This window comes from Tsuneonella sp. HG222 (assembly GCF_053819185.1).
The window spans coordinates 162,033-184,249 of the sequence record NZ_JBSOQZ010000001.1 but is presented as its reverse complement, the minus strand read 5'-3'; the positions used below and the strand labels follow the sequence as shown (position 1 = coordinate 184,249).

General features: G+C 68.1%; 26 protein-coding genes. 10 read left to right on the top strand and 16 right to left on the bottom strand.

The window, feature by feature from the left end:
- Positions 1-78: 78 nt before the first annotated feature.
- Genes ACWPMZ_RS00840 through ACWPMZ_RS00825 form a run of 4 tightly spaced genes read right to left on the bottom strand, consistent with a single transcriptional unit; the run spans position 79 to position 2,260 of the window.
- A complete protein-coding gene (locus tag ACWPMZ_RS00840; protein ID WP_455702141.1) occupies positions 79-855 on the bottom strand; it encodes a glycerophosphodiester phosphodiesterase family protein in 777 nt (258 codons plus the stop codon).
- Positions 856-872: 17 nt separating this feature from the next.
- The gene (locus ACWPMZ_RS00835) at positions 873-1,331 is read right to left on the bottom strand and encodes a RidA family protein (RefSeq protein ID WP_455702140.1); all 459 of its coding nucleotides are present in this window, start codon (positions 1,329-1,331) and stop codon (positions 873-875) included.
- A 3-nt stretch (positions 1,332-1,334) separates the two neighbouring features.
- Positions 1,335-1,955 carry an HAD family hydrolase gene (locus ACWPMZ_RS00830; RefSeq protein WP_455702139.1) on the bottom strand — a complete coding sequence of 207 codons (621 nt, stop codon included), beginning with the start codon at positions 1,953-1,955 and terminating at the stop codon, positions 1,335-1,337.
- Positions 1,952-2,260 (bottom strand): DUF3572 domain-containing protein, encoded by a 309-nt coding sequence (locus ACWPMZ_RS00825; RefSeq protein ID WP_455702138.1) that lies wholly within the window; start codon positions 2,258-2,260, stop codon positions 1,952-1,954. The genes ACWPMZ_RS00830 and ACWPMZ_RS00825 overlap by 4 nt, the downstream gene beginning before the upstream one ends.
- Before the next feature lie 39 nt (positions 2,261-2,299).
- Here ACWPMZ_RS00825 and ACWPMZ_RS00820 point away from each other — a divergent pair, with 39 nt between their 5' ends.
- The 4 genes from ACWPMZ_RS00820 to ACWPMZ_RS00805 are packed head-to-tail and all read left to right on the top strand — an operon-like array spanning position 2,300 to position 5,919.
- Entirely contained in the window at positions 2,300-2,704 is a 405-nt protein-coding gene (locus tag ACWPMZ_RS00820; RefSeq protein WP_455702137.1) for a response regulator, read from the top strand.
- 32 nt (positions 2,705-2,736) lie between these two features.
- Positions 2,737-2,979 carry an acyl carrier protein gene (locus ACWPMZ_RS00815; RefSeq protein WP_455702136.1) on the top strand — a complete coding sequence of 81 codons (243 nt, stop codon included), beginning with the start codon at positions 2,737-2,739 and terminating at the stop codon, positions 2,977-2,979.
- A 7-nt stretch (positions 2,980-2,986) separates the two neighbouring features.
- The gene (gene spt / locus ACWPMZ_RS00810) at positions 2,987-4,246 is read left to right on the top strand and encodes a serine palmitoyltransferase (protein WP_455702135.1); all 1,260 of its coding nucleotides are present in this window, start codon (positions 2,987-2,989) and stop codon (positions 4,244-4,246) included.
- A gap of 29 nt (positions 4,247-4,275) precedes the next feature.
- Positions 4,276-5,919 (top strand): hypothetical protein, encoded by a 1,644-nt coding sequence (locus tag ACWPMZ_RS00805; protein ID WP_455702134.1) that lies wholly within the window; start codon positions 4,276-4,278, stop codon positions 5,917-5,919.
- Here the strand turns inward: ACWPMZ_RS00805 and ACWPMZ_RS00800 are convergent.
- Positions 5,916-6,560 (bottom strand): YqaA family protein, encoded by a 645-nt coding sequence (locus ACWPMZ_RS00800; RefSeq protein WP_455702133.1) that lies wholly within the window; start codon positions 6,558-6,560, stop codon positions 5,916-5,918. The two genes, ACWPMZ_RS00805 and ACWPMZ_RS00800, sit on opposite strands and share 4 nt — an antisense overlap.
- Positions 6,561-7,237: 677 nt before the next feature.
- Here ACWPMZ_RS00800 and ACWPMZ_RS00795 point away from each other — a divergent pair.
- Together ACWPMZ_RS00795 and ACWPMZ_RS00790 are read left to right on the top strand one after the other, a co-directional pair.
- Positions 7,238-7,657: a DUF2793 domain-containing protein gene (locus ACWPMZ_RS00795; protein WP_455702132.1), complete on the top strand. Its 420-nt coding sequence runs from the start codon at positions 7,238-7,240 to the stop codon at positions 7,655-7,657.
- A 59-nt stretch (positions 7,658-7,716) separates the two neighbouring features.
- Complete coding sequence (locus tag ACWPMZ_RS00790; RefSeq protein WP_455702131.1) at positions 7,717-8,265, top strand: superoxide dismutase family protein; 549 nt, start codon at positions 7,717-7,719, stop codon at positions 8,263-8,265.
- On the opposite strand, the gene ACWPMZ_RS00785 is transcribed toward ACWPMZ_RS00790, so the two are convergent.
- From ACWPMZ_RS00785 to ACWPMZ_RS00760, 6 genes are all read right to left on the bottom strand, one after another.
- Positions 8,262-9,788, bottom strand: a complete 1,527-nt coding sequence (locus tag ACWPMZ_RS00785) for a spinster family MFS transporter (protein WP_455702130.1) — start codon at positions 9,786-9,788, stop codon at positions 8,262-8,264. The two genes, ACWPMZ_RS00790 and ACWPMZ_RS00785, sit on opposite strands and share 4 nt — an antisense overlap.
- Positions 9,785-10,495, bottom strand: coding sequence for a 7-cyano-7-deazaguanine synthase QueC (gene queC / locus ACWPMZ_RS00780; RefSeq protein ID WP_455702129.1), 711 nt, complete (start codon positions 10,493-10,495; stop codon positions 9,785-9,787). The genes ACWPMZ_RS00785 and queC overlap by 4 nt, the downstream gene beginning before the upstream one ends.
- A 36-nt stretch (positions 10,496-10,531) precedes the next feature.
- On the bottom strand, positions 10,532-11,437 hold the full coding sequence (hslO, locus tag ACWPMZ_RS00775; protein WP_455702128.1) for an Hsp33 family molecular chaperone HslO: 906 nt from the start codon (positions 11,435-11,437) through the stop codon (positions 10,532-10,534).
- Positions 11,438-11,483: 46 nt separating this feature from the next.
- Positions 11,484-12,413 carry an ornithine carbamoyltransferase gene (argF, locus tag ACWPMZ_RS00770; RefSeq protein WP_455702127.1) on the bottom strand — a complete coding sequence of 310 codons (930 nt, stop codon included), beginning with the start codon at positions 12,411-12,413 and terminating at the stop codon, positions 11,484-11,486.
- A 2-nt stretch (positions 12,414-12,415) separates the two neighbouring features.
- A complete protein-coding gene (locus ACWPMZ_RS00765; protein ID WP_455702126.1) occupies positions 12,416-13,600 on the bottom strand; it encodes an acetylornithine transaminase in 1,185 nt (394 codons plus the stop codon).
- A gap of 133 nt (positions 13,601-13,733) precedes the next feature.
- Positions 13,734-14,522, bottom strand: a complete 789-nt coding sequence (locus tag ACWPMZ_RS00760) for a cold-shock protein (RefSeq protein WP_455702125.1) — start codon at positions 14,520-14,522, stop codon at positions 13,734-13,736.
- A gap of 206 nt (positions 14,523-14,728) precedes the next feature.
- On the opposite strand from ACWPMZ_RS00760, the gene ACWPMZ_RS00755 reads away from it, so the two are divergent.
- Genes ACWPMZ_RS00755 through ACWPMZ_RS00740 form a run of 4 tightly spaced genes read left to right on the top strand, consistent with a single transcriptional unit; the run spans position 14,729 to position 17,240 of the window.
- The gene (locus ACWPMZ_RS00755; protein ID WP_455702124.1) at positions 14,729-15,523 is read left to right on the top strand and encodes a TerC family protein; all 795 of its coding nucleotides are present in this window, start codon (positions 14,729-14,731) and stop codon (positions 15,521-15,523) included.
- Positions 15,520-15,960, top strand: coding sequence for a TIGR01244 family sulfur transferase (locus ACWPMZ_RS00750; protein WP_455702123.1), 441 nt, complete (start codon positions 15,520-15,522; stop codon positions 15,958-15,960). The genes ACWPMZ_RS00755 and ACWPMZ_RS00750 overlap by 4 nt, the downstream gene beginning before the upstream one ends.
- Positions 15,961-15,963: 3 nt before the next feature.
- On the top strand, positions 15,964-16,356 hold the full coding sequence (locus tag ACWPMZ_RS00745; protein ID WP_455702122.1) for a hypothetical protein: 393 nt from the start codon (positions 15,964-15,966) through the stop codon (positions 16,354-16,356).
- 5 nt (positions 16,357-16,361) lie between these two features.
- Complete coding sequence (locus ACWPMZ_RS00740) at positions 16,362-17,240, top strand: sterol desaturase family protein (protein ID WP_455702121.1); 879 nt, start codon at positions 16,362-16,364, stop codon at positions 17,238-17,240.
- A 215-nt stretch (positions 17,241-17,455) separates the two neighbouring features.
- Here the strand turns inward: ACWPMZ_RS00740 and ACWPMZ_RS00735 are convergent, their stop codons facing one another.
- From ACWPMZ_RS00735 to ACWPMZ_RS00715, 5 genes are all read right to left on the bottom strand, one after another.
- Positions 17,456-18,574 carry an OmpA family protein gene (locus tag ACWPMZ_RS00735; RefSeq protein WP_455702120.1) on the bottom strand — a complete coding sequence of 373 codons (1,119 nt, stop codon included), beginning with the start codon at positions 18,572-18,574 and terminating at the stop codon, positions 17,456-17,458.
- A 402-nt stretch (positions 18,575-18,976) separates the two neighbouring features.
- Positions 18,977-20,368, bottom strand: a complete 1,392-nt coding sequence (locus ACWPMZ_RS00730; RefSeq protein WP_455702119.1) for an ammonium transporter — start codon at positions 20,366-20,368, stop codon at positions 18,977-18,979.
- A 22-nt stretch (positions 20,369-20,390) separates the two neighbouring features.
- Positions 20,391-20,729, bottom strand: coding sequence for a P-II family nitrogen regulator (locus tag ACWPMZ_RS00725; protein ID WP_455702118.1), 339 nt, complete (start codon positions 20,727-20,729; stop codon positions 20,391-20,393).
- Positions 20,730-20,889: 160 nt separating this feature from the next.
- Positions 20,890-21,588: an endonuclease/exonuclease/phosphatase family protein gene (locus tag ACWPMZ_RS00720; RefSeq protein WP_455702117.1), complete on the bottom strand. Its 699-nt coding sequence runs from the start codon at positions 21,586-21,588 to the stop codon at positions 20,890-20,892.
- Between the two features lie 19 nt (positions 21,589-21,607).
- On the bottom strand, positions 21,608-22,201 hold the full coding sequence (locus ACWPMZ_RS00715) for a pyridoxamine 5'-phosphate oxidase family protein (protein WP_455702116.1): 594 nt from the start codon (positions 22,199-22,201) through the stop codon (positions 21,608-21,610).
- Positions 22,202-22,217 lie beyond the last annotated feature (16 nt).

Below are 22,217 nucleotides of genomic sequence, written 5' to 3'. Positions count from 1 at the left end.
TCGCCTAGCGCTGGACGGGCCGCGACGGCGAGGCGCGGCGGCGCCCCGTCACGCGCGCAGGCTTTCGGCCGGTGCCCCTCACCGTTCCTGCTCGTACGGTTCGATCGCCACCCCGTCGCCTTCCGCGATCGGGGCATCCGCGTGCTCCAGCGCGACCGCGTGGAGCGCGCGCGAACTCACGGTCCAGGTCAGCACCGGCATCCCGCGGTCGCGCTGGCGGGCGGCAAAACTGCTCGGCAGGTCGCGCACGTCGTAGGCCAGGAAATCGGGCTTTGCGATGTGCAGGAACTGGCGGCGGCGCAGCGCCCCGGTCAGGGTGCGGGCGTTCTCCTCGGTCACCACCAGGCCGCGCACGACATCGGGCGCATATGTGCGGAACCAGGCGGAGACGCGCGGATCGAAGCTCATCACCGCGACCTTGCCGCGGTACCCCTCGAGGTCGCGCTTGACCGCAAGGCACAGCGGCACCGGCGCCCGGCCCTTCTTCGACTTGATCTCGACCAGCAGGGGCACGCGCCCGTGAACCAACCCCAGCACGTCGCGCAGCGTGGGGATGCGGTCGGTCCCGTCGCCGATGCCGATCCGTGCGAGCTGCTCGGCGGTCAGGCCAGCGACCGGGCCCGTCTCGCGGGTCAGGCGGTCGAGCTCCCAGTCGTGGAACACCATCGCCCGGCCGTCACCCGTTACCTGGACGTCGCATTCGATGCCCATGCCCGCGGCGATCGCCGCGGCGAAGGCAGACATGGAATTTTCCGCCACCCCGCCGGAATGCAGCCCGCGGTGGGCATAGGCCCAGTCCCTGAGCCAGCCGGCCCGCGCAGCGGCGGGGTCGGGGTCGGGATCAGGCAGAACCAAGACTCACGCCAGGATGCTCACGCCAGGATGCTCACGATCGCGTCGACCTCGACCGCCGCGCCCAGCGGAAGCACCGGAACACCCACGGCGCTGCGGGCATGGCGGCCCGCGTCGCCGAAGACGTCGACCATCAGGTCGGAACAGCCGTTGACCACCTTGGGCTGGTCGGTGAACGTGCCGGCGGAATTGACGAACCCGCCCAGCTTCACGATCCGCTCCACCCGGTCGAGCGATCCCAGCGCCTGCTGCAACTGGGCCAGGATCATCAGCCCGCAGGCGCGGGCGCACCGGGTGCCGAGCTCGAGGTCGACATCTTCGCCCAGCCGGCCGGTCACCAGCTTGCCGTCCAGAAACGGCAACTGGCCCGAGACATGGGCCATGGTCCCGGCGATCACGACCGGGACGTAGCTGGCGACGGGGGCGGCGGGCGTGGGCAGTTCGATACCCAGTTCGGCCAGGCGTGCGGCGATGCTCATGCGTTACTTCCCATGCAATGTTTCGAGGAGCCAGGGCAAGGCCTCGGCCCAGGTGTCGATCCGCGCGTCGGCGTGGCCCGCGCTGTGCGCGCAGGGAATGTGCGAGGCAATGGCCGGCTCGCCGCAGAAGTGCAGCGTGGCGACGCCGGGGATCACCTCGCGCGCGCTGGCGTGATGGACGGCGAGATCGTCGATAAAGACCGCACGCTCGGCGCCATGCTCGGAAACGATCCGGCGCAGCGCCGCGCCCTTCGGGCCCTGGTTGGTGAAGACGCGCGTCTCGATGCCGTGCGCGCGCAGCTGATCGGTCCGCATCTGACCGAAGCGGTCCGACAGGTTGGTCAGCACGACCACGTCGACCTCCCGGGCCAGTTCGCCCAGCGCGTTGGCCGCGCCCTCGATCTGGGTCTGGCGGTCCATCTCGGTGTCGAAGAACAGGTCGAGCAGCCGCCACAGTTCCGCCGGGTCGACCGTGCCGCCAGCCCTGTAGCGGACCTCCTGCGCGAAGGGATTGCCCTCCAGCGCGAAATCGATCCCGTGTTCCTGGCCCAGCCAGTCGCGGAAATGGCGGACCATGTGCAGCAGCACCTCGTCGCAGTCGGTCACCACCAGCGGGCGGCTCATCGGGCGAGGTTCCGCTGCGCGGCGACGATCGATTCGGGCGCGATGCCCAGCGCTTCGGCCGCCGCGACCAGGTCCGGCTCGTGCGCGGCGAGATAGTCGAGCACCGATGCCTGGATCTCGCGCGAGCCGATCCCGCTGCGCAGTTCGTCGGGCGTCAGGCCGGTCAGATCTAGAAAACGCTGCGCCCTGCGATCGTCCGCCAGCACCCAGGCGAGTGCCTGCAAAGCAACACTTGCCGGGTCCGGCAAAGCTGAATCGGAATTGGGGTTTGTCAGCATCTGCACATGGGGGTACAAGTTATCCACAGGCCTCCTTGGGGAAGTGAGGCAGCCGTCGGGGGCGCAATGACGAAACGGATACTCGTTGTCGAGGACAACGACCTGAATCGGAAACTTTTCTGCGACGTGCTGCAGGCGGGCGGCTTTTCGGTCGAGCCGGTCGCGGACGGCGAAAGCGCGCTGGAACGCGCCCGGGCCTTCGTGCCCAATCTCGTCATCATGGATATCCAGCTGGCCAACGTTTCGGGGCTCGACATCATCGCCGGGCTCAAGCGCGACGTGATCCTGCGCGAAATCCCCGTGCTCGCCGTGACGGCCTATGCCGGCAAGGGCGACGAGGAGCGGATCCGCCAGGTCGGGGCGGAAGGCTATCTGGCCAAACCGGTCAGCATCGGCCCGTTCATGACCGCGGTTCGCGGGCTGCTCGAACGGCAGGCCCTGCGGCAGGGTGCGCGCGCCCTCCACGCTTGACATTGGCGGCCCTTGGACGCTTGTGCGGCGTCATGGAACGAACCGACGTCGACACCCGCATCCGCACCCTGATCGAGCCCTTCAACAAGAAGGGCGTGCCGATCGACGAGAGCACCACCTTTGCCGGTGACCTGGAATTCGACAGCCTGACGGTGATGGATTTCGTCGCCGCGATCGAGGACGAATTCGACATCATCATCAGCATGAACCAGCAGGCCGAAATCGAGACCTGGGGCCAGCTGATCGATGCCGTGTGCAAGCTGGCGGACGGCTGAGCCGGCCATGAGCGAAGGCATCAGCCAGCCCGACCAGCCCGACCAGCCGGCTGCGCCCGAAGGCAACAAGACCGACCTGTTCAGCAAGTTCGACCCGCTGATCAAGCAGCGCTCCGACCTGCTGGCGAGCGGGCTGGAAGATCCGTTCAACCTGGTGATGGAGAAGGTCCTCTCCCCCACCCGGGCGATCTGCAACGGGCGCGACACGATCCTGCTGGGCACCTACAACTACATGGGGATGACGTTCGACCCCGACGTGATCCAGGCCGGCAAGGACGCGCTCGACAACTTCGGGTCGGGCACCACCGGCAGCCGCGTGCTCAACGGCACCTACCAGGGCCACAAGGAGGTCGAGGAAGCGCTGCGCGAGTTCTACGGCATGGACCACGCCATGGTGTTCAGCACCGGCTACCAGGCCAACCTCGGCATCATCAGCACGATCGCCGGCAAGGGCGACTACGTGGTGCTCGACATCGACAGCCACGCCTCCATCTGGGACGGCTGCGCGCTCGGCAATGCCGAGATCGTGCCCTTCAAGCACAACGACATCGAAGCGCTCGACAAGCGGCTCGGCCGCATCCCGGAAGGGGCCGGCAAGCTGGTCGTGCTCGAAGGCGTCTATTCGATGCTGGGCGACGTCGCGCCGCTGCGGGAAATGATCGCCGTCGCCAAGAAGCACGGCGCGATGGTGCTGGTCGACGAGGCGCATTCGATGGGCTTCATCGGCCCCAACGGGCGCGGCGTGGCCGAGGACCAGGGCGTGCTCGACGACGTGGACTTCGTGATCGGCACCTTCTCCAAGAGCGTGGGCACGGTCGGCGGCTTCTGCACCTCGAACCACCCGAAGTTCGAGATCCTGCGGCTGGTCTGCCGGCCCTACGTCTTCACCGCCAGCCTACCGCCCAGCGTGGTGGCGACCGCCGCGACCAGCATCCGCAAGCTGATGCACGGGTCGAACAAGCGGGCGCACCTGTGGGAAAATTCCAAGCGCCTGCACGGCGGGCTCAAGGGCCTGGGCTTCCAGCTCGGCACCGAGGTGCCGCAGAGTGCGATCGTGGCGGTCATCATGCCCGACCTCGAACGTGGCGCGGCGATGTGGGAGGCGCTGTTGAAGGAAGGGCTCTACGTCAACCTGGCCCGCCCGCCGGCGACGCCCGCCAACATGACGCTGCTGCGCTGCTCGCTGTGCGCCGAGCACACCGAGGAAGAGGTGGAAACGATCCTGGGGATGTTCGAACGCGCGGGCAAGAGCGTGGGAATCATCTGACCGCGGCGCTCCGAGGGGGGAGGACGCACATGCGAACGTCGACGGCTCTGGTTTTCGCCCTGGCCCTGGCCCAAGGACTGGCCGCGCAGCCGGCCGTGGCGCAGGATCGCCCGGTAACCGCCGAGGCCGCCGACCACGCGGCCGACCTGGTCTCCGCTTCGGAAGAGCACCGGCACGAAAACCGCCCGGTGGCGGAAAAGACCGTGCTGCTCCCCGGATACGGCGACGGCGGCTTCGCCGTGACCACCTCGGTGCCCGAGGCGCAGGCGTTTTTCTCCAACGGGCTCGAATTGGGCGCGGCGTTCGCCCACAGCGCCGCGGTCGCGGCGATGAAGGAGGCGGTGCGCCTCGATCCGGCCTGCGCGATGTGCAAATGGGGTCAGGCGCTGGTCACCGGGCCGACGATCAACTTCGGCACCGACGCGGGCGAGCGGGCGGAGCTCTACCCGATGGTGCGCGAGGCCGCGCGGATCGCCGGCCGCAGCGGCACGGCGAAGGAGAAGGCGCTCACCGCGGCCCTGGCCCAGCGCTTCCGCCCCGGCGACACCGACGCCCGCGACAAGGCCTATGCGCTGGCGATGCAGAGCGTGCAGAAGCGCTGGCCCGAGGACAACGAGATCGCCGTGCTGACGGTGGACGCGATGCTGGTCGACGCCTTCAACGGCTATGCGCCCGAGCGGGAAGAGGCCGTCCTGGCCGAAGTGCGCGCGACCCTCCCGCTGCTCGAGACGGTGCTGGCCCGCGCGCCAGACCACACCCCGGCGATCCACTTCTACATCCACGCCACCGAGGTCGCCGGGCTGCCCGCGCGCGCCGTGCCCTATGCCGACCGGCTCGCCGCGCTGGCGCCCGCCGCCAGCCATCTGGTGCACATGCCGGCGCACACCTGGTACTGGGTCGGCCGCTACGAGGATGCCGCGCAGACCAACTGGCGCGCCGTGCATATCGGCAACGACAACGCGCATCGCATGGGCATGACCGGCGAGCACGGGGCGTTCGACCTGCCCTATCACGCGCACAACGTGATCTACGGCCTGGGCGGCGCGCTGATGGCGGGCAATTCGGCCATTGCGCTCGAACTGGCCCGGCCGCTCATCGCCTCGGCCACGCGCAAGGACATGCCGCGCAAGTCCTCCGCCATCGGACAATTGCTGATGGCCTCGGGCTATTTCGCCTTCGCCCGGTTCGACCCTGGCGCGGTGCGCACGCTGGAGGAGCCGGAGCAGCCCTACCTCAAGGCCGCCTGGCGCTTCGCCCGCGGCGAGGCGGCGGCGTGGAACGGCGATGCGGCGGGCGTGCGGGCCGAGGCGGCGGCGATCCCCGCCAAGATCGCCGAGGATCCCAAGGCGGCGGGCGTGAAGCCGGCCGAACAGATGCTGGGCATCCTGCGTCATGTCCTGGAAGGCCGCGCCGCGCGGCTCGAAGGCAAGCTCGACGACGCGGCCCGGTCCTATCGCGCGGCGGCCGAGATCGAGGAGACCAAGAGCTTCAACGACTTCACCGATCCGCCGGCGTTCTGGTATCCGATCCGCCGCGACTTGGCCGCGGTGCTGCTGGCGCAGGGCGATGCCGCGGGGGCGGCGCGCGAGGCGGAGGCATCGCTGCGCCTGCGGATGAAGGACCCGGTGGCCGAGGCGATCCTGGCCGGCGCGCGGCTGGCGCAGGGCCGCTAGGTCAGGCCCAGGCTTTCCATCGTGGCCCCGGCGCAGCGGTCGGTGGTGGCATCGCCCCCGCCGGTCAGCTGGGTCGCCAGGATGAACCCGCCGACCACCAGCACCACGAAGCCGATCGTCACCAGGGTCAGGTACTTGTCGATGAAGCGCTTGATCGGGGCGCCGAACAGGCGGAACAGCACGCCCACGATCATGAAGCTGATCGAGCGGCTGACGATGCTGGCCAGGATGAAGGTCACGAGGTTCATGCCGATGAACCCGGCGGTGATGGTCAGCAGCTTGAAGGGGATCGGCGTCGCGCCCTTGATCATGATGATCTCCGCGCCGTATTCGCGCAGGTAGCAGGCGGCCGGCGGGAAGCTGTCGGTCAGGCCCAGCGCGCCAAGCAACTGCTTGCCGACGGTATCGTACAGCCCCCAGCCGATCGCGTAGCCGAGCAGGCCGCCGGCGACCGAGGCCAGCGTGGCGATCACCGCGAAGCGGATCGCCTTCTTCGGTTCGGCCAGGCACATCAGCCCCAGCAGCGGATGGGGCGGAATGGGAAAGAAGCTCGCTTCCACGAAGGCAAAGGCCGCCAGCCAGCCTTCGGCATGGCGGTGCGCCGCCTTTTCCATCGTCCAGTCGTACAGCCTGCGCAGCATCGGCGACCCGCCCTTCGTCCACTCGCTACCGCGCGGACTAGGCGAGCCGGAGAACCACGGCAAGCGGTTTGAAATAACCGATATGGCACTTTTATATTGACATCGTGACGCTCTTTGGTTAGACAAGCCGAAGATGGACAGATTGCGATTCGCCGGCGGGGCGGTTTTCCGATGGGGAAACCGCCCCGCTCGCGTTGGCGCACTTGGAAAGGGGGTTGTCATGAAAGCCGAAGGTCTGCCGCGGGCGTGGGAAAAGGCCGTGCTGGATGCGGTGCGGGCGGGAGAAAGCCTGGCGGCCGCGGCCAATGTGGCCGGCATCCACCGCACCACGATCGCCGCCCATGCCAGGCGCGATGCGCGCTTCGCCGCCGAGCTCGAGGCAGCGCGGGCGATGCCGCGCAAGAAGGGCGTGCCCGCGATCCGGGCCCCGCGCAAGACCGCGAGCAAGCTCGAGCTGTTCCTCACCCGGCTGGCCGAGACCTCCAACGTCGCGGCCGCGGCGCAGGAGGCCCAGCTCACCACCGCGACCGTTTATGCCGCGCGCCGCACCGACTCCGAGTTCGCGGCCCGCTGGTATGCCGCGCTGGCCGAAGGCTACGACAACCTGGAGATGGAGCTGCTGGCCCACCTGCGCGGCAACGACGGCCCCGCCCCGCCCGGCGCCGACGGCGCGGCCGATGAATGTCCCCCTGCTTTTCGCCGGGCAGGCCCAGAAAGAGTTCACCGTCAACGAAGCCCACGTGCTGGCCGATGCCCTGCTGCATGCGGCTTGCGAGGGTACTGCGACCATTCCCCCGGCGGCCCCGGCGGACGGGGAGACATGGATCGTCGGCGAGGATGCCGAAGGTGCGTGGACCGGCGAAGAGGGCAAGCTGGCCGCATGGCAGGCCGGTACCTGGCTGTTCCTTGCCCCGCGCGACGGGATGCGGCTGTTCGATGCCTCGAGCGGCCAGATCCTGCTCTACCGCGACGGTTGGCAGCGCCCCGCCGCACCCGATCTGCCGACGGGCGGGACGACGGTCGATGCCGAAGTTCGCGCCGCGCTGTCCGGGCTGATCGCCGCGCTCCTCGAGGCAGGAATCCGTGCGGAGGACTGATTGCGGACCTTCGGCGGCAAAGATGCGTTATGATAGCGGTACACAGCAGGAGTCCGCCCATGAACTACGCCGCCATCGCTTCCATCGCCCTTGTCGGAACCGCGCTCGCCGGGTGCGAGAGCCTTCCGCAGCTACCGAGCGAACGGATCGGTGAGGCGACGCTGACGCTCGCCAACGGCCAGCCCGCCGGAACCGCGCAGCTCTATCGCAGCGGCAGCGAAATGAACGTCACGATCGGCCTGGTTGGCCTGACCCCGGGCGTGCACGGCGTGCACCTGCACATGGTCGGATCGTGCGTGGCGCCCGGCTTCACCTCGGCCGGGGGGCATCTCAATCCCACGGGCCACCAGCACGGCAGCGAGAACCCGCAAGGCGCGCATCTGGGCGATCTGCCCAACGTGACGATCGGCGCTAGCGGAGCGGGCACGGTCAGTGCCACCCTGAAGGGCGAGAGCGCGGCGGTAAGTTCGGCGATCTTCGACGGCGACGGCACCGCCGTGGTCGTCCATGCCAAGGCGGACGATTACCGCACCGATCCCTCGGGCGATTCCGGTGACAGGCTGGCCTGCGGCGTGGTCAGGCCCGTGACCGTCATCCGCACCAACTAGGTCGCGCGAACAGGCAGGCGAGCGAGCGCGGCGGACATCGTGCGCGCGGTGACCGCCAGCGCCGCCAGCCCCAGCGGAATGATGGCCAGCGACGCGAGCACCCCGGCGCCGAGGCTTCCCGTCCGCTCGGATATGAACCCGGCTGTGAATGGGCCGAGCGACAGCCCGATCAACGTGGCGCCCAAGAGGTAGATCGCCGTCGCCACGCCGCGCATGCGGGGCAGGACGAGCGACTGCGTCGCCGCCGCGCCCGCCCCGAGCGCCGACGACGTGACGAACTGCGAGAGGAAGTTGCAGACCAGGAATGTGTTCAGGTCGGTGGTGGTGTAGGCCAGCAGGAAGACCGGAATCGATCCCAGCAGCGCGACCAGGAAAACCAGCGGCCTGCCGGCTTTTGTGCGCTGATGGAGATAGTCGGCCAAGCGGCCGCCCATGATGACGCCGAGGAATCCGCCCAGCGCGTTGGGCGCACCGATCAGGACGCCGAGCTCCGGCTTGCTCAGCGCAAAGGTCCGCTCGGCATAGGGCGCCGCCCAGTAGCTGACGACATATCCCAGGAAGCAGATCGTCCCGTAGGTGACGACGATGCCCATGAAGGCGGGCGAGCCGAAGGTCAGCCCGAACGCCTCGGTGTCGGTCCGGCGCAAATGCGCAGCCCAGCTCGCGACGGCATAGAGCCCGGTCACCCAGAACCAGAACTGCTGGTTGTTGCCCGTGGCCCGCGACAGCACCCAGGCAAGCAGCGCGAGCCCAGCGGCGACCGCCAGGTTGCGCAGCAAGGCCGGAGAACCGGCGCGCGCCGCGCCGATCAGCGTGAACGGGGGGACGAGCTGGGTCACGTCGTCGAAAAAGCGCGCGAAGGGCCGCCCGGCGCCCTCGCTCGGTGCGCCGTCGCGCAGGCCGCGCTGGGGCTCGCGCAAGGTCAGCACCCAGAGCGCGAGCAGCAGCCCGGGCAGGCCGACGATGACGAAAGCCGCCTGCCAGCCCTTGAGCCCGAGCGGCCCTCCGCCGGGGAACCGCCGGTTCCACTCCGCCACGATGAGCCCGCCGATCAGCAGCGAAAGTCCGCTGCCGGTGAACAGCCCCGCGGAAAAGATCCCCTGCGCCGTGCCGCGCATGCGCGCCGGAAAGTAGTCCGACACGAGCGAATAGCCGACCGGCGCCGACGAAGCCTCCCCCACGCCCACGCCGATCCGCGCCACCGTCAGCACGCCGAGATTCTTGGCGAAGCCGGACAGCGCCGTCATGCTCGACCAGAGCGTGAGGCCGAGCGCGAGCAGCTTGGTGCGGCTCCAGTTGTCGGCCAGCCGGCCGAGCGGAATGCCGAACAACGCATAGAAGATGGCGAAGGCGGTGCCGTAGAGAAAGCCGAGCTGGGCATCGTCGAGCCCGAGGTCGGCCTTGATGTCGTTGGCCAGGATCGAAAGGATCTGCCGGTCGACGAAATTGAACAGGTAGACCAGGAAAAGGACGCCGAGGGCATACCAGCTATAGGCCGGGGCCTTCTCGGTCTCGTCGGTCACGCCGCGCGCTCCGCGTAGTCGAGCGCATCCTCGAGACCGGCATCGGCAAAGCCCTTCAGCCGCAGACGGCATGAATCGCACAGTCCGCAGGCCTGGCCGTCTGGCGTTGGATCGTAGCACGACCAGCTCCAGCCCGGATCGAGCCCGAGCCGCGCGGCCTCGGCGGCGATCTCGGCCTTGCCCATGTGTTGCAGCGGGGCGTGGATCGCGAACGGCCGTCCTTCCACCCCGGCCTTGGTCCCGAGGCGCGCGGTTTCGGCGAAGCTGGCGATGAATTCCGGGCGGCAATCGGGATAACCCGAGTAATCGAGCGCGTTGACGCCGATGAAGATGTCGCTCGACCCCGACGCTTCGGCAAAGCCTGCGGTCAGCGCTAGGAAGATGAGATTGCGCGCCGGCACGTAGGTCACCGGAATGTCCTCGCCCACCCCGCCCTTGGGCACGGCGATATCGGCGGTCAGGGCGGACCCGCCGAACTGGCGCAGGTCGAGCGGCAGGATCACGTGCCGCGCCACGCCGAGATTGCCGGCAATCAGCCGCGCCGCCTCGATCTCACGCCGATGCCGCTGGTTGTAATCGATGGTCAGGGCGTGGATCGCGAAGCCGGCTTCACGGGCAAGCCCGGCAACGACCATCGAATCGAGGCCGCCCGACAGCAGCACGACCGCGCCGCGCCCCTTCCCCGCCAAGTTCAGCCCGCCCGCCATGCGCGGTGGCTAAGCGCCCGGGGCATTTCCCGCAAGCTAGTCTTCGATCTGGAACTCGCGCGAACAGAAGGCGCAATCGACGCGAATGATTCCCTGCTCGTCGCGCATGTCCAGCCGGTCTTCCTTTGGGAAACGCGCCAGCACTTCCTCGAAGTGGACCACCGAGCAGCGGCAACCGCGGCTCAGCGGCTGGCCGGTCGTCACGCGGATTTCGCGCTCCTCGTGGAACAGCCGCCAGACGAGAGCCTCAAGTGTCAGCGCCGGGTCGACCAGCTCGCCTTCGGTCATGCTGCCGGCGAGCACCGACACATGCTCCCACTCCGGATGATCCATCCGCACGTGGAGCCGCTCGCGCCCTTCCTCGCCTTCCGCCAGATGCTGCACCAGGAAACCCGCCGCGATGCACCCGCCGTGCCCTGCACGCACCGCGGCACGGATCATCGTGGGCACCTGTTCGCTCTGGCCGAAATAGCTTTCGACCGCCTGCGCCAGCGACTGGCCTTCGAGCGGCACGATACCCTGATATCGCTGGTTGCCCGCCGCGAGGTCGAAGGTGATCGCCAGGTGGCCCCCGCCGAACAACTGTTCGAGCGTCGGATTGCTGCCCAGTTCCGCCAGCCGCTCGGCATCGTGCCGGGCGTAACCGCGCAGCTCGCCCGAACGATAATCGCACACCAGCAAGCTGACGATCCCCTCTTCCGCCTGGGCCTGCACCGTCAGCTGGCTGCCGTCGTCCTTCAGCAGCGAGCCCATCAGCGCCGTCAGGACCAGCGCCTCTCCCAGCAGATGCCGCAGCACCGGCGGGTAATCGTGGGCCGCCAGGATATCTTCCAGTACGGGCCCGAGGCGCACCGTGCGGCCCCGCGCGTGACGGTCCGGCAAGGTGAATTGCAGCACCCGGTCGAAGCCCGTTTCGGCTTCGCTATCGTTTTCTTCGCTCATCGCCCGCCCATATGGGACCGCATCGGCGCGATTGAAGGCCGGGGCGTCAAAGCCGGTCGAAGCACCACAGCAGGATCGATTTCTGCGCGTGGATGCGGTTCTCGGCCTCGTCGAACACGACCGACTGAGGCCCCTCGAACACGCTCTCGCTCACTTCCTCGCCCACATGCGCCGGCAGGCAGTGGAGGAACCGGGCGTCCGGCTTGGCGGCGGCCATCAGGGCTTCGTTGACCTGGTAGGGCGCCATCGCCGCCAGCTTGTTGTGCGTGTGATCCTGCCCCATCGAAACCCAGGTGTCGGTCACCACGATATCGGCGCCGGCCACCGCCTCGGCGGCATCGCGGGTGACCGTAACGCGCGCGCCGGCTTCGCGTGCCAACGCCGTGAACTGCGGATCGGGATCGTAGCCCTCCGGGCTTCCCACGCGGACATTGAACTTCATCAGCGCCGCCGCCTCGAGGACCGAATGCAGCACGTTGTTGCCATCTCCCAGCCAGGCGACCTCCAGCCCCGGCAGGGCCTTGCCGTGCTCGATGACCGTGAGCAGATCGGCGACGATCTGGCACGGGTGCGAGCGGTCGGTCAGGCCGTTGATCACCGGCACCGTGGCATGGCGCGCCATCTCGAGAAGTTTCTCGTGATCGTCGGTGCGGATCATGATCGCGTCGACCATGCGGCTAAGCACGCGCGCCGTGTCGGCGATCGACTCCCCTCGCCCGATCTGGCTGGTACCCGCATCGAGGACCAGCGTCGTTCCGCCCAGCTGGCGCATGGCGATGTCGAAGCTCACGCGGGTGCGCGTCGAGTTCTTTTCGAAGATCATCCCCAGCACATGGCCCGCGAGCGGCGCGTCGCCGTCGGCCCGCCCCTTCGGCCATGCGAGGCGCGCGGCCTTGCGGTCCTGCGCGTCGTTGATCATCGCCGCGATGGCATCGCCGCCGGCGTCCGAGAGATCCAGGAAATGCCGCGTCGCCATCGTCAATCCTCCGGCCGGTAGCTTGCGGCGCCCGCCGAAAGCTTGTCGAAGAATTCATCGATCTCGGCGTCGCCGATCACCAGCGGAGGCAGCAGCCGCAGCGTCTGGTCGCCCGCGGCCACCGTCAGCAGCTGATGGTCGTCGCGCAGATGCACCATGAACGGCCGCGGCTCGGCCTTCATCCGCAGACCCAGCATCAGGCCCTTGCCCCGCACGCCCTCGAACAGCTCGGGATAATTGCCGATGAACTGCTCCAGCCGCGAGCGCAGCCGCTCCCCCTTCTCCCGCACCGATGCGAGAAATTCGTCGTTCGCGACGGCACCCAGCACCGCCATGCCCGCCGCCATGGCCAGAGGATTGCCGCCATAGGTCGAGCCGTGGGTGCCCAGACCCATCCCGCGCGCCGCCTTTTCGGTCGCGAGGCAGGCGCCCAGCGGGAACCCGCCGCCGATGCCCTTGGCCACGGCCATGATGTCGGGTGCGAAGCCCAGTTGCTCGTAGAAGAACATCGTGCCGGTCCGCGCGACGCCGCACTGCACCTCGTCGAACACCAGCATCAGGTCGTTCGCGTCGGCGAGCTGGCGCAGGCCGGTCAGGAACGCCTCGCTCCCCGTGCGGATGCCGCCTTCGCCCTGGATCGGCTCGACCAGGAACCCTGCGGTGTTCGGCCCCATCGCCGCCTTCACGCCTTCGAGGTCGTCGAAATCGACGTACTTGAAACCGGGCAGCAGCGGGCTGAAGCCCTTGTGCATCTTCTCCTGGTTCGAGGCGCTGATCGTGGCCATCGTGCGCCCGTGGAAGGCGTTCCTGAAGGTGATCAGTTCGAACTTCTCGTCGTTGCCGACATGCTGGTGATAGGCCCGCGCGGTCTTGATCGCGCACTCCACCGCCTCGGCACCCGAATTGGTGAAGAACACGGTGTCGGCGAACGTCAGGTCGACCAGCCGCTGGGCCAGCGCCTCGCCCTGCGGGCTCCCATAGAGGTTCGAGACATGCATCAGCGTTGCCGCCTGGCGCTGGATCGCGCCGATCAGCCCTTCGTGGCTGTGGCCAAGGAGGTTGACCGCGATGCCGGCCGCGAAATCGAGATAGCGCGTGCCGTCCTCGTCGATCAGGTGGCAATGTTCGCCGCGCACCGGCCGGACCCCGCACCGGGGATAGACGGGCATGAGAGGCGTGATCGACATGGCTTGATCCTGACTTTGAAACGAATTCGATGACTGGGTGAACGACAAATGGCGGCCCTTGCGGACCGCCATCTGCAACCGTTTATGCCTGTTGCCCCGGCCGGATCAGACACCCGGATCTGGGGCCGGCCGGTCAGCCCTGAACGGGCACAAGGTTGACCGCCGAGTACTTGCCTCGTCGATCGACCTCGAGATCGAATTCGAACCGGTCGCCTTCGTTGATCGCGGAAATACCCGAACGCTCGACGGCGCTGATGTGGACGAACGCATCGTCCTTGCCGTCGTCGCGGGTAATGAAGCCGAAGCCCTTCATCGCGTTGAAGAACTTGACCGTGCCGCTGGCCTTCTCGCCGGTCAGCGAACGCTGCGGCGCGCGCGGCGCCACCTCGATCACGTCACCCACGACCTGCAGGTCTGCAGCCGAGACTTTCCCGCCGCGATCGACGAGGTTGAACTGCAGTTCCTGGCCTTCGGCGAGGCCTTCCAGGCCCGCCCGCTCGACCTGGCTGATGTGGACGAACACGTCCTCGCCGCCTTCATCGCGCTGGATGAAGCCGAAACCCTTCTGGCCGTTGAAGAACTTGACCTTGCCCTTGCCCGTGCCGACGACCTGGGCCGGCATGCGATCACCGCCGCCGGCACCGCCGCCGCCACCCGGGCCGCGCGGACCGCCGCTGGCGCCGCCGCGGAAGCCACCGCCACCGCCACTGCTGCCGCCGCGGAAACCGCCGCCGCCGCCGCCGCCGCCACTATAGCGATCGCCGCCGCCGCCACCGCCGAAACGGTCGCCGCCACCACCGCCGAATCGATCACCGCCGCCAAAAGACGACGAACCGCTCTCCGAGAACGGGTCGAAACTTTCTTCTCCGAAACCGTCCCGCTTGTCGCGTCCCCGGCCGCGACGCCCTCTATCGTAACCCATTTACCGAACGTACCTTTGCCTCGCCCTGATCACATTCCCGAGGCGCGGACGAAAGCCTCCGGACGCTGCGCAGAGGCGATCCCCCTGCCTGAACCGCGGCGCTTATAGACGAAAAAGGGCGTCATGCGAAAGAATTAAACCGCACGGCACGCAACGGCCGCTCAGTTGGTCTTGTCAGGCCGCCGGGCACAGGCCAGAGAGCCGCCATGGAGATCGTCGCCCTGCTATCCGATCCGGCCGCCTGGCTGGCCCTGGCCACTCTGGTGATGCTGGAGATCGTGCTGGGTATCGACAACCTGGTGTTCATCGCCATCCTGTCGAACAAGCTTCCGCCGGAACAGCAGCAGAAGGCACGCCGCATCGGCCTGGCGCTGGCGCTGATCATGCGCATCGCGCTGCTCATGCTGATCGGCTGGCTGGTGACGCTCAAGGCCCCGCTGTTCGATCTGGGCCTCGCGGGGGCGCCGGGCGAACATGGCCAACCCACTTTCGAGACGGCGTTTTCCGGGCGCGACCTGATCCTGCTGGCCGGCGGCCTGTTCCTGGTCTGGAAGGCGACCAAGGAGATCCACCACGCGATGGATCCCGAAGGCAATTCGGGCGAGATGCTCGACAAGGACAAGTCGGCCGTGCAGATGGGCTTTGCCGCCGCGATCGCCCAGATCATCGCGCTCGACATCGTCTTCTCCATCGATTCGATCCTCACCGCCGTGGGCATGACCGACGAGATTCCGATCATGGTCGCGGCCGTGGTGATCACCGTCGCGGTCATGCTGGTCGCGGCCGATCCGCTGGCCCGCTTCGTCGAGCGCAATCCCACGATCGTGATGCTGGCCCTGTCGTTCCTGGTGATGATCGGCCTGGTGCTGATCGCCGACGGCTTCGGTTTCCACGTGCCCAAGGGCTACATCTACGTGGCGATGGGCTTCTCGGTCGGCGTGGAGGTGCTGAACATGAGCGCCCGCAACCGCCGCGCGCGCAAGCAGGAGCAAGCGGGATGAGCGACTTCCGCCCGATCGATGCGAACTTTCTCGCCAGCCCGCAGATCACGCTCGATGACGTGGCCGAAGCGGCCGCGCAGGGCGTGACGCTGGTGGTGAACAACCGGCCGGAAGGCGAATCGCCCGACCAGACGCCGGGTGCCGAGATCGAGCGGGCCGTCCGGAGCGCGGGAATGGACTACATCGCCATCCCGGTCGACCACACCGGATTCTCGCGCGAGCAGTTCGAGGCGCTGGCGCAGGCGGTCGATTCGGCCGACGGCAAAGTGCTGGGCTATTGCCGCTCGGGCACGCGTTCGACGCTGCTCTGGGCTCTGGCCCGGGCGAGCCGCGGAGCCGACCCGCGCGAACTCGCCGAGAAGGCGGCCCGGGCGGGCTACGATCTCTCGCCCATCGCCCCGGCGCTCGAGCGGCTGGCCGCGCACGACGGGGACTGACCCTTGGGCGGCGAGGTCTGGCAGTTCGTCGGATCCCTCGCCGCGGTTGGCATCCTAGTCGCTCTCGTCCGGGCCTTGGGCACCCGCGCCGCCCCCGTCCTCGACGGCGAGCGCGAGGCGCGGGCGGTGGCCCAGGGCCTGCACGGCGGTTTCCTTGCCGAGAACGTGATCATCGGCCGAAACGACGACGGCGCCTTGCTGCGCGACTCCCGCGGAAGGATCGTGGCGGTGGTGGCGCACGGCGCGCATTTCGTCGCGCGTGAAATCGCTGCGGGCACCCCGGCCCGGGCCGAAGGGGACGCGCTGGTCCTCGATTGGCCCGGCAGGACCGAGAGGATCGATCTCGGGAGCGGCGAAGCGGCGGATTGGGCTGCCGCGATCAATCGTCTATCCTGACCGCGATGCCCGCGTTCGATCCCATCGCCTATGCCGTGCCGCTGTTCGTGCTGCTCATCGTGCTCGAACTCGCCTGGCTGCGCCGCAAGGGCCACCCGCGCCACTACGAAGCGCGCGACACGGCGGTCTCGCTCGCCCTCGGGCTGGGGAGCACGGTGGCTGGCGCGCTGGCCGCCGGAACGATCGCCGGCCTGCTCGGCTGGGTCCACCGCTTCGCACCGCTGGATTTCGGATGGGCTTGGTGGGCCTGGCCGCTGTGCTTCGTGCTCGACGATCTGGCCTACTACTGCTTCCACCGCAGCGCCCACCGGGTGCGCTGGTTCTGGGCCAGCCACGTCAACCATCACTCCAGCCAGCACTACAACCTGTCGACCGCCCTCAGGCAAACGTGGACCGGGTTCTTCGCGCTGTCGTTCGCCTTCCGCCTCCCGCTCGCCGCGATCGGCTTCGAGCCGGGCATGGTGCTGACCTGCGCGGCCATCAATCTCATCTACCAGTTCTGGATCCATACCGAGGCGATCGGTCGGTTCCCCCGCTGGTTCGAGGCGGTGATGAACACGCCCAGCCACCACCGCGTCCACCACGCGACGAACGCCCGCTATCTCGACCGCAACTACGCCGGCACCTTCATCGTGTGGGACAGAATGTTCGGCACCTTCGCACCGGAGGACGACCGCGAGCCGATCCGCTACGGCCTCGTCCACCAGCTCGGCACGTTCAACCTGCTGCATGCCGTGTTCCACGAATGGATCGGCATCGCGCGCGACATCCGGCGCGCGCCCTGGCGGCACAAGCTGTCCTACCTCGTGCGCGAGCCGGGCTGGAGCCACGACGGCAGCCGCGAGACGAGCGCGATGATCCGGGCGCGCGATCCCCTGGCCTAGGTCTGCGCCTCCGCGGGGCATCCTAGGTTTTGTCACTTCAGATTAGCGCCTGGGCGCCTGCGGGCGCGCCGTCCGCAGCGGGGCCACACCGTAACAAAGGCCGTTTGAAAAGGACCGGCCCACGAAGGCCGGTACGGTAACCGCGCAATTCCAAAGAAAAGGGGCCGCAGGATTGCTCCTGCGGCCCCCGATCTGTTTGAGCCGATGGCTCTCGCTTACATGCCCGAACCCGGACCGTAAGTGATTTCCACGCGGCGGTTCTGCAGCTCGCGCACACCGTCGGCGGTGGGCACACGCGGCATGGTCTCGCCGAAGCCCTGGCTGGTGATGCGCGCGGCAGGAATGCCACGCCCGGTCAGGTAGCTGGTCACGCTCGCGTTGCGGCGGTTGGCCAGCCCTTCGTTGTAGGCGGTCGAACCCGAACGGTCGGTGTGACCGGCCAGCATGATCGGCACGTTGGCGCAGTTGCCATAGGCCGTGACCGCGCTGTCGAGGATCGTCGCCGCGGCAGGCGTGATGTCCGACTTATCCCAGTCGAAGAACACGATGTACGGGCCCTTGTTGCAGACCGGAGCAGCAACCGGCGGAGGCGGCGGCGGCGGGGGCGGCGGGGGCGGCGGCGGGGGCGGCGGCGGCGGGGGCGGCGGCGGAGCTTCCGCACCACCGAAGTTCGCCAGCAGGCTCAGCGCGATCGAGTGGATTTCCAGCCCGGTCCGCTGCGAGCGGCCGGCGGTATCCACCATGTCGAACGGCATCGTGTTGAGGTACTTGTACTTCAGGCCCAGCTCACCGCCAGCGAGCGGGAAGCGCAGCTGCGCGACGCCCTGCCACGCCCAGGCCGAGTCCGAATCGTCGAGCAGGGTGTGGTAGACGACCGGGCGCGTGTGCTGGTCGAGATAGGCACGGCCGGCACCGACGCCGAAGCCGAGACCGATGCCTTCGTTGCCGCCGATGTCGAGCAGCGCGTTGGCCATCACGGTGTAGAGCTTGGAGCGGCCACCAACGTCGAAGGTGCCCTTATTGTACGGCGCGAGGCGGTCGTACACCGGCATGCCGAGTACGCCGGCCGTAACCTGATCCGGTTGATACTTGTAGTACGACGCTTCGGCCTCGGTGCGCAGCGCGCCCCAGTCGTAACCGATAAACGCCGCGAGAACCGAGCCGTCGTCTTCGTGGATGCGGCTGCCGTCATCGAAGCCGGCATTGACGACGTCATGGTCTTCCGGCGCGGCATAGCCGACATCGGCACCGAAATAACCCTGTCCGTCCCGGGCAAGAGCCGGGCTGGCAAGGGCGGTGGCTGCAACAGCCATTCCAAGGGCAATCTTACGCATGGGACCTCCTTCAAAACCGTGCGAGGGTTCGCTCCCCGCGAACCGATCGTTAAAATATGTTCTCGATCTACGACCCGGCGGCGACCCGTTGGCGCGGGCCATCCCCTTCGTTACCCATTTAACTCGAATTGCTGGAATCGTTCCCCAAAAACCCCGCTACTTCAATATTTGTGTGCCGCCCACCCCTGTTCGCGCAAGAGTGTTACGCAAACGACACTGTCATTCGCCGGCACACCTACCGAGATAAGGCCAGAGCGGCAAGCCCGCCCCTCTCCCCGCGCGAAAAGAAAAAAGGGCCGGAGCGCATGGCTCCGGCCCATCGAGTTTCGTTCGCAGGAGGAACGAGGGTAGGCGAGACCGGGGGGGAGAGGAGGAGAGTCCCCGGCCTCGCCAAGCTTGGTATCAGTTGTAGGCGCGCTCTCCGTGCTCGCCGATGTCCAGGCCGTCGCTCTCGACTTCGGGGGTGACCCGCAGTCCGGTGACAAGCTTGGCGACGAAGATGGCGATCGCCGTCCCGACCGCCGCGACGACGATCGTGGTGATCACCGCGAAGGCCTGGGTGACCATCTGCGGCCCGATGGCGTAGTCCTCGCCGCCCGGACCGCCGAGGCCCGGCGCGAAGACGATAGCGGTGCCCAGCGCACCGACCATGCCGCCGATCCCGTGGATGCCGAAGGCGTCGAGCGAGTCGTCGTAGCCGAGGGCCGGCTTGAGCTTAGCCACCGCGAGGTAGCAGACGATCGCGGCGACGATGCCCAGCACGATCGCGCCGAACGGGCCCGAGTTGCCGGCCGCCGGGGTCACCGCGACGAGACCCGCGATGATGCCCGAGCAGAAGCCCAGCGACGAACCCTTGTGGCCGGCGAGACGCTCGACGACCATCCAGGTCAGGCCGGCGGCTGCCGTGGCGACGAAGGTGTTGATCATGGCCAGGCCCGCGGAGCCGTTCGCCTCGAGTGCCGAACCCGCGTTGAAGCCGAACCAGCCCACCCACAGCAGGCCGGTGCCGACCATCGTCAGCGTCATGCTGTGCGGCGGCATCGGCTCGGTGGGGAAGCCACGGCGCTTGCCCAGGATCAGCGCGGCGACCAGCGCGGAGACACCGGCGTTGATGTGCACCACGGTGCCGCCAGCGAAATCCAGTGCGCCCATCGCGAAGAACACGCCGCGCGCTTCCCAGACCATGTGGGCGATCGGGAAATAGACGATCGTGAGCCAGACGGCGAGGAAGACCATGACGGCCGAAAACTTCATGCGCTCCACCGTCGCGCCCAGCACCAGGGCCGCGGTGATGGCGGCGAAGGTCATCTGGAAGCTGATGAACACGTATTCGCTGATGACCTCGTCGGTAAAGGTCGCCGCGGTCGTGTCGGGCGTCACGCCGGCCAGGAAGAACTTGCCCCAGCTGATGTATTCGTTGCCTTCGGGGCCGAAAGCGAGGCCGAAGCCGTACATGACCCAGATGAGCATCGCGAGCGCGGCGGCCGCGCCGATCTGCGTCATGGTCGACAGCATGTTCTTGCTGCGGGTCAGGCCGCCGTAGAACAGCGCGAGACCCGGCAGGATCATCAGGAGGACGAGAATGGTGGCGGTCATCATCCAGGCGTTGTTGCCCGGATTGGCCACGGCCGCGGCGGCTTCCACCGCTTCGGCCGGGACGGCCTCGACCACTTCGGCCGTGGTGGCGGTGACGGTCTCTGCCGCGGCGTCGACCGCTTCGGCGGCCCAGGCGGCGGTGGCGGCGAACATCGAGGCCCCGAGGGCCCCCGCGCCGTAAGCGAGTTTGCGGATCATGCTGTTACCCCTCATGTCTCGATTAAAGCGCGGTATCGCCGGTTTCGCCGGTGCGGATCCGCGTGGTCGACGCCAGGTCGAGCACGAAGATCTTGCCGTCGCCGATCGAGTCGGTGCTGGCGGCTTGCTGGATCGTCTCGACCACCTGCGGCGCGAGCGCGTCGGTGGCGGCGATTTCGAGCTTCACCTTGGGCAGCATGTTGGTCGAGTACTCCGCACCGCGGTAGATCTCGGTCTGCCCCTTCTGGCGGCCGAAGCCTTTGACTTCGGACACCGTCATGCCCGCGACGCCGATGGCGCTGAGCGCCTCACGGACCTCGTCGAGCTTGAACGGCTTGATGATGGCGATGATGAATTTCATGCCCAACCCCTCTTGCTTACCGGGCAGGCTCCCGGCCGCGAGGATGCTGTGCAAGAGGTGTGCCAGATGGCTCAGGCCGACGGGGCACGCCCTGTGATGCGGCGATCAGGGAGCTATTCGAAAACCGCGTTGCTCGCAGTTGCAGCAAACTGCCTGAAAATTAGGCAGCGAGTTCCAGCCGGGCCAGGATCGGCAGGTGGTCGGAGGCCTGCACCGCGAGCGCGCTGTGGTGGACCTTGGCTTCGTCGCAGTGCCAGCCTGACGAGACGACGATCCGGTCGAGCGCGGCGAGCGGCTGGCGGGCGGGGAAGCTCTTGCCGGTCGACAGCGCGGTCCAGCCGGTGCCGAATTCGCGCATCGCGCCGCGTTCCAGGCCCCACTGGTTGAAATCGCCCATCAGCACCGTGGGGCAGGGCTTGCCGTGGTCGTCGCAATGCCTGAGCACCGCGCGGATCTGGTCGCGGCGGCGCAGTCCGGACAGGTCGAGGTGCATGCCGAGGACGCGGAACGGGCGCCCCTCGACCACCAGATCGGCGCGCACCGCGCCGCGCGGCTCGAGCGTGGGCAGCACCAGCGCATCGTGCTCCACCACCTCGATGTCGCGCCGCACGAGGATCGCGTTGCCGTGCCAACCGAGCGCGCGCGGCCGCTTGCCGAGATGGACCGCGCGCCACGGCGTATCGTCGAGCGCGGCCTTGGGCAGCACGCTCTCGCGCTCGCCGAAGCGGCGGTCGCATTCCTGCAGCGCGATGACGTCGGCATGCAGTTCGCGCAGGACCGCGATGACCCGATCGGGATCGCGCTTCCCGTCGGCCCCCACGCCCTTGTGGATGTTGTAGCTGGCGAACGTCAGCTTCATGCGATGGCCGCAACGCCCCTCATTCGGGAACGGTGCCCGGCGCGCCGGCGATATAGCGATCGGTCGTGCGCGTGGGCAGCCCGTCGATGCTTTCGCGCGCGCGCCGCGCCTTGCCCGCCCAGACCTGCGAATCGGCCTTGGCGTGATGCTTGACGAGCGTCGGCCGCTCGCGCTCGAACTCCATCAGCGGCACGCCGTAGCCGCAGCTCGTCTGCACGGTCTCGACGTCGATCGCGAAGATCTGCCGCGTGCCGGGCAGCATCGTGAAGTAGCCGGCCAGCGCCTCCCACTCGCGGTCCCACGGCACCACCGGGCGCCCGCGGCCGTAGATGCGCAGGATCTGCGCCGGCTGCCGGAAATTGCAGAACATCAGCGTGATGCGCCCGCCGCGCCCGTCGGCGTCGTCGGCGATGAGGTGGGCGTTGGTCTCGTTGCCCGACCCGCCGAGATCGAGATAGGCGACCTGCCGCGGCCCGAGCACGCGGAACACGTCGTAGCCCTTGGGGCTGAGGTTGACCCGCGCGCCGGCCGCCGCGGTGGCGACGAAGAACACCGGCTGCGCCGCGATCATGGCGATGTGGCTGTCGTCCAGCGCGTCGTAGAATTCGGCCATGCGCGTCTCCTAGGGC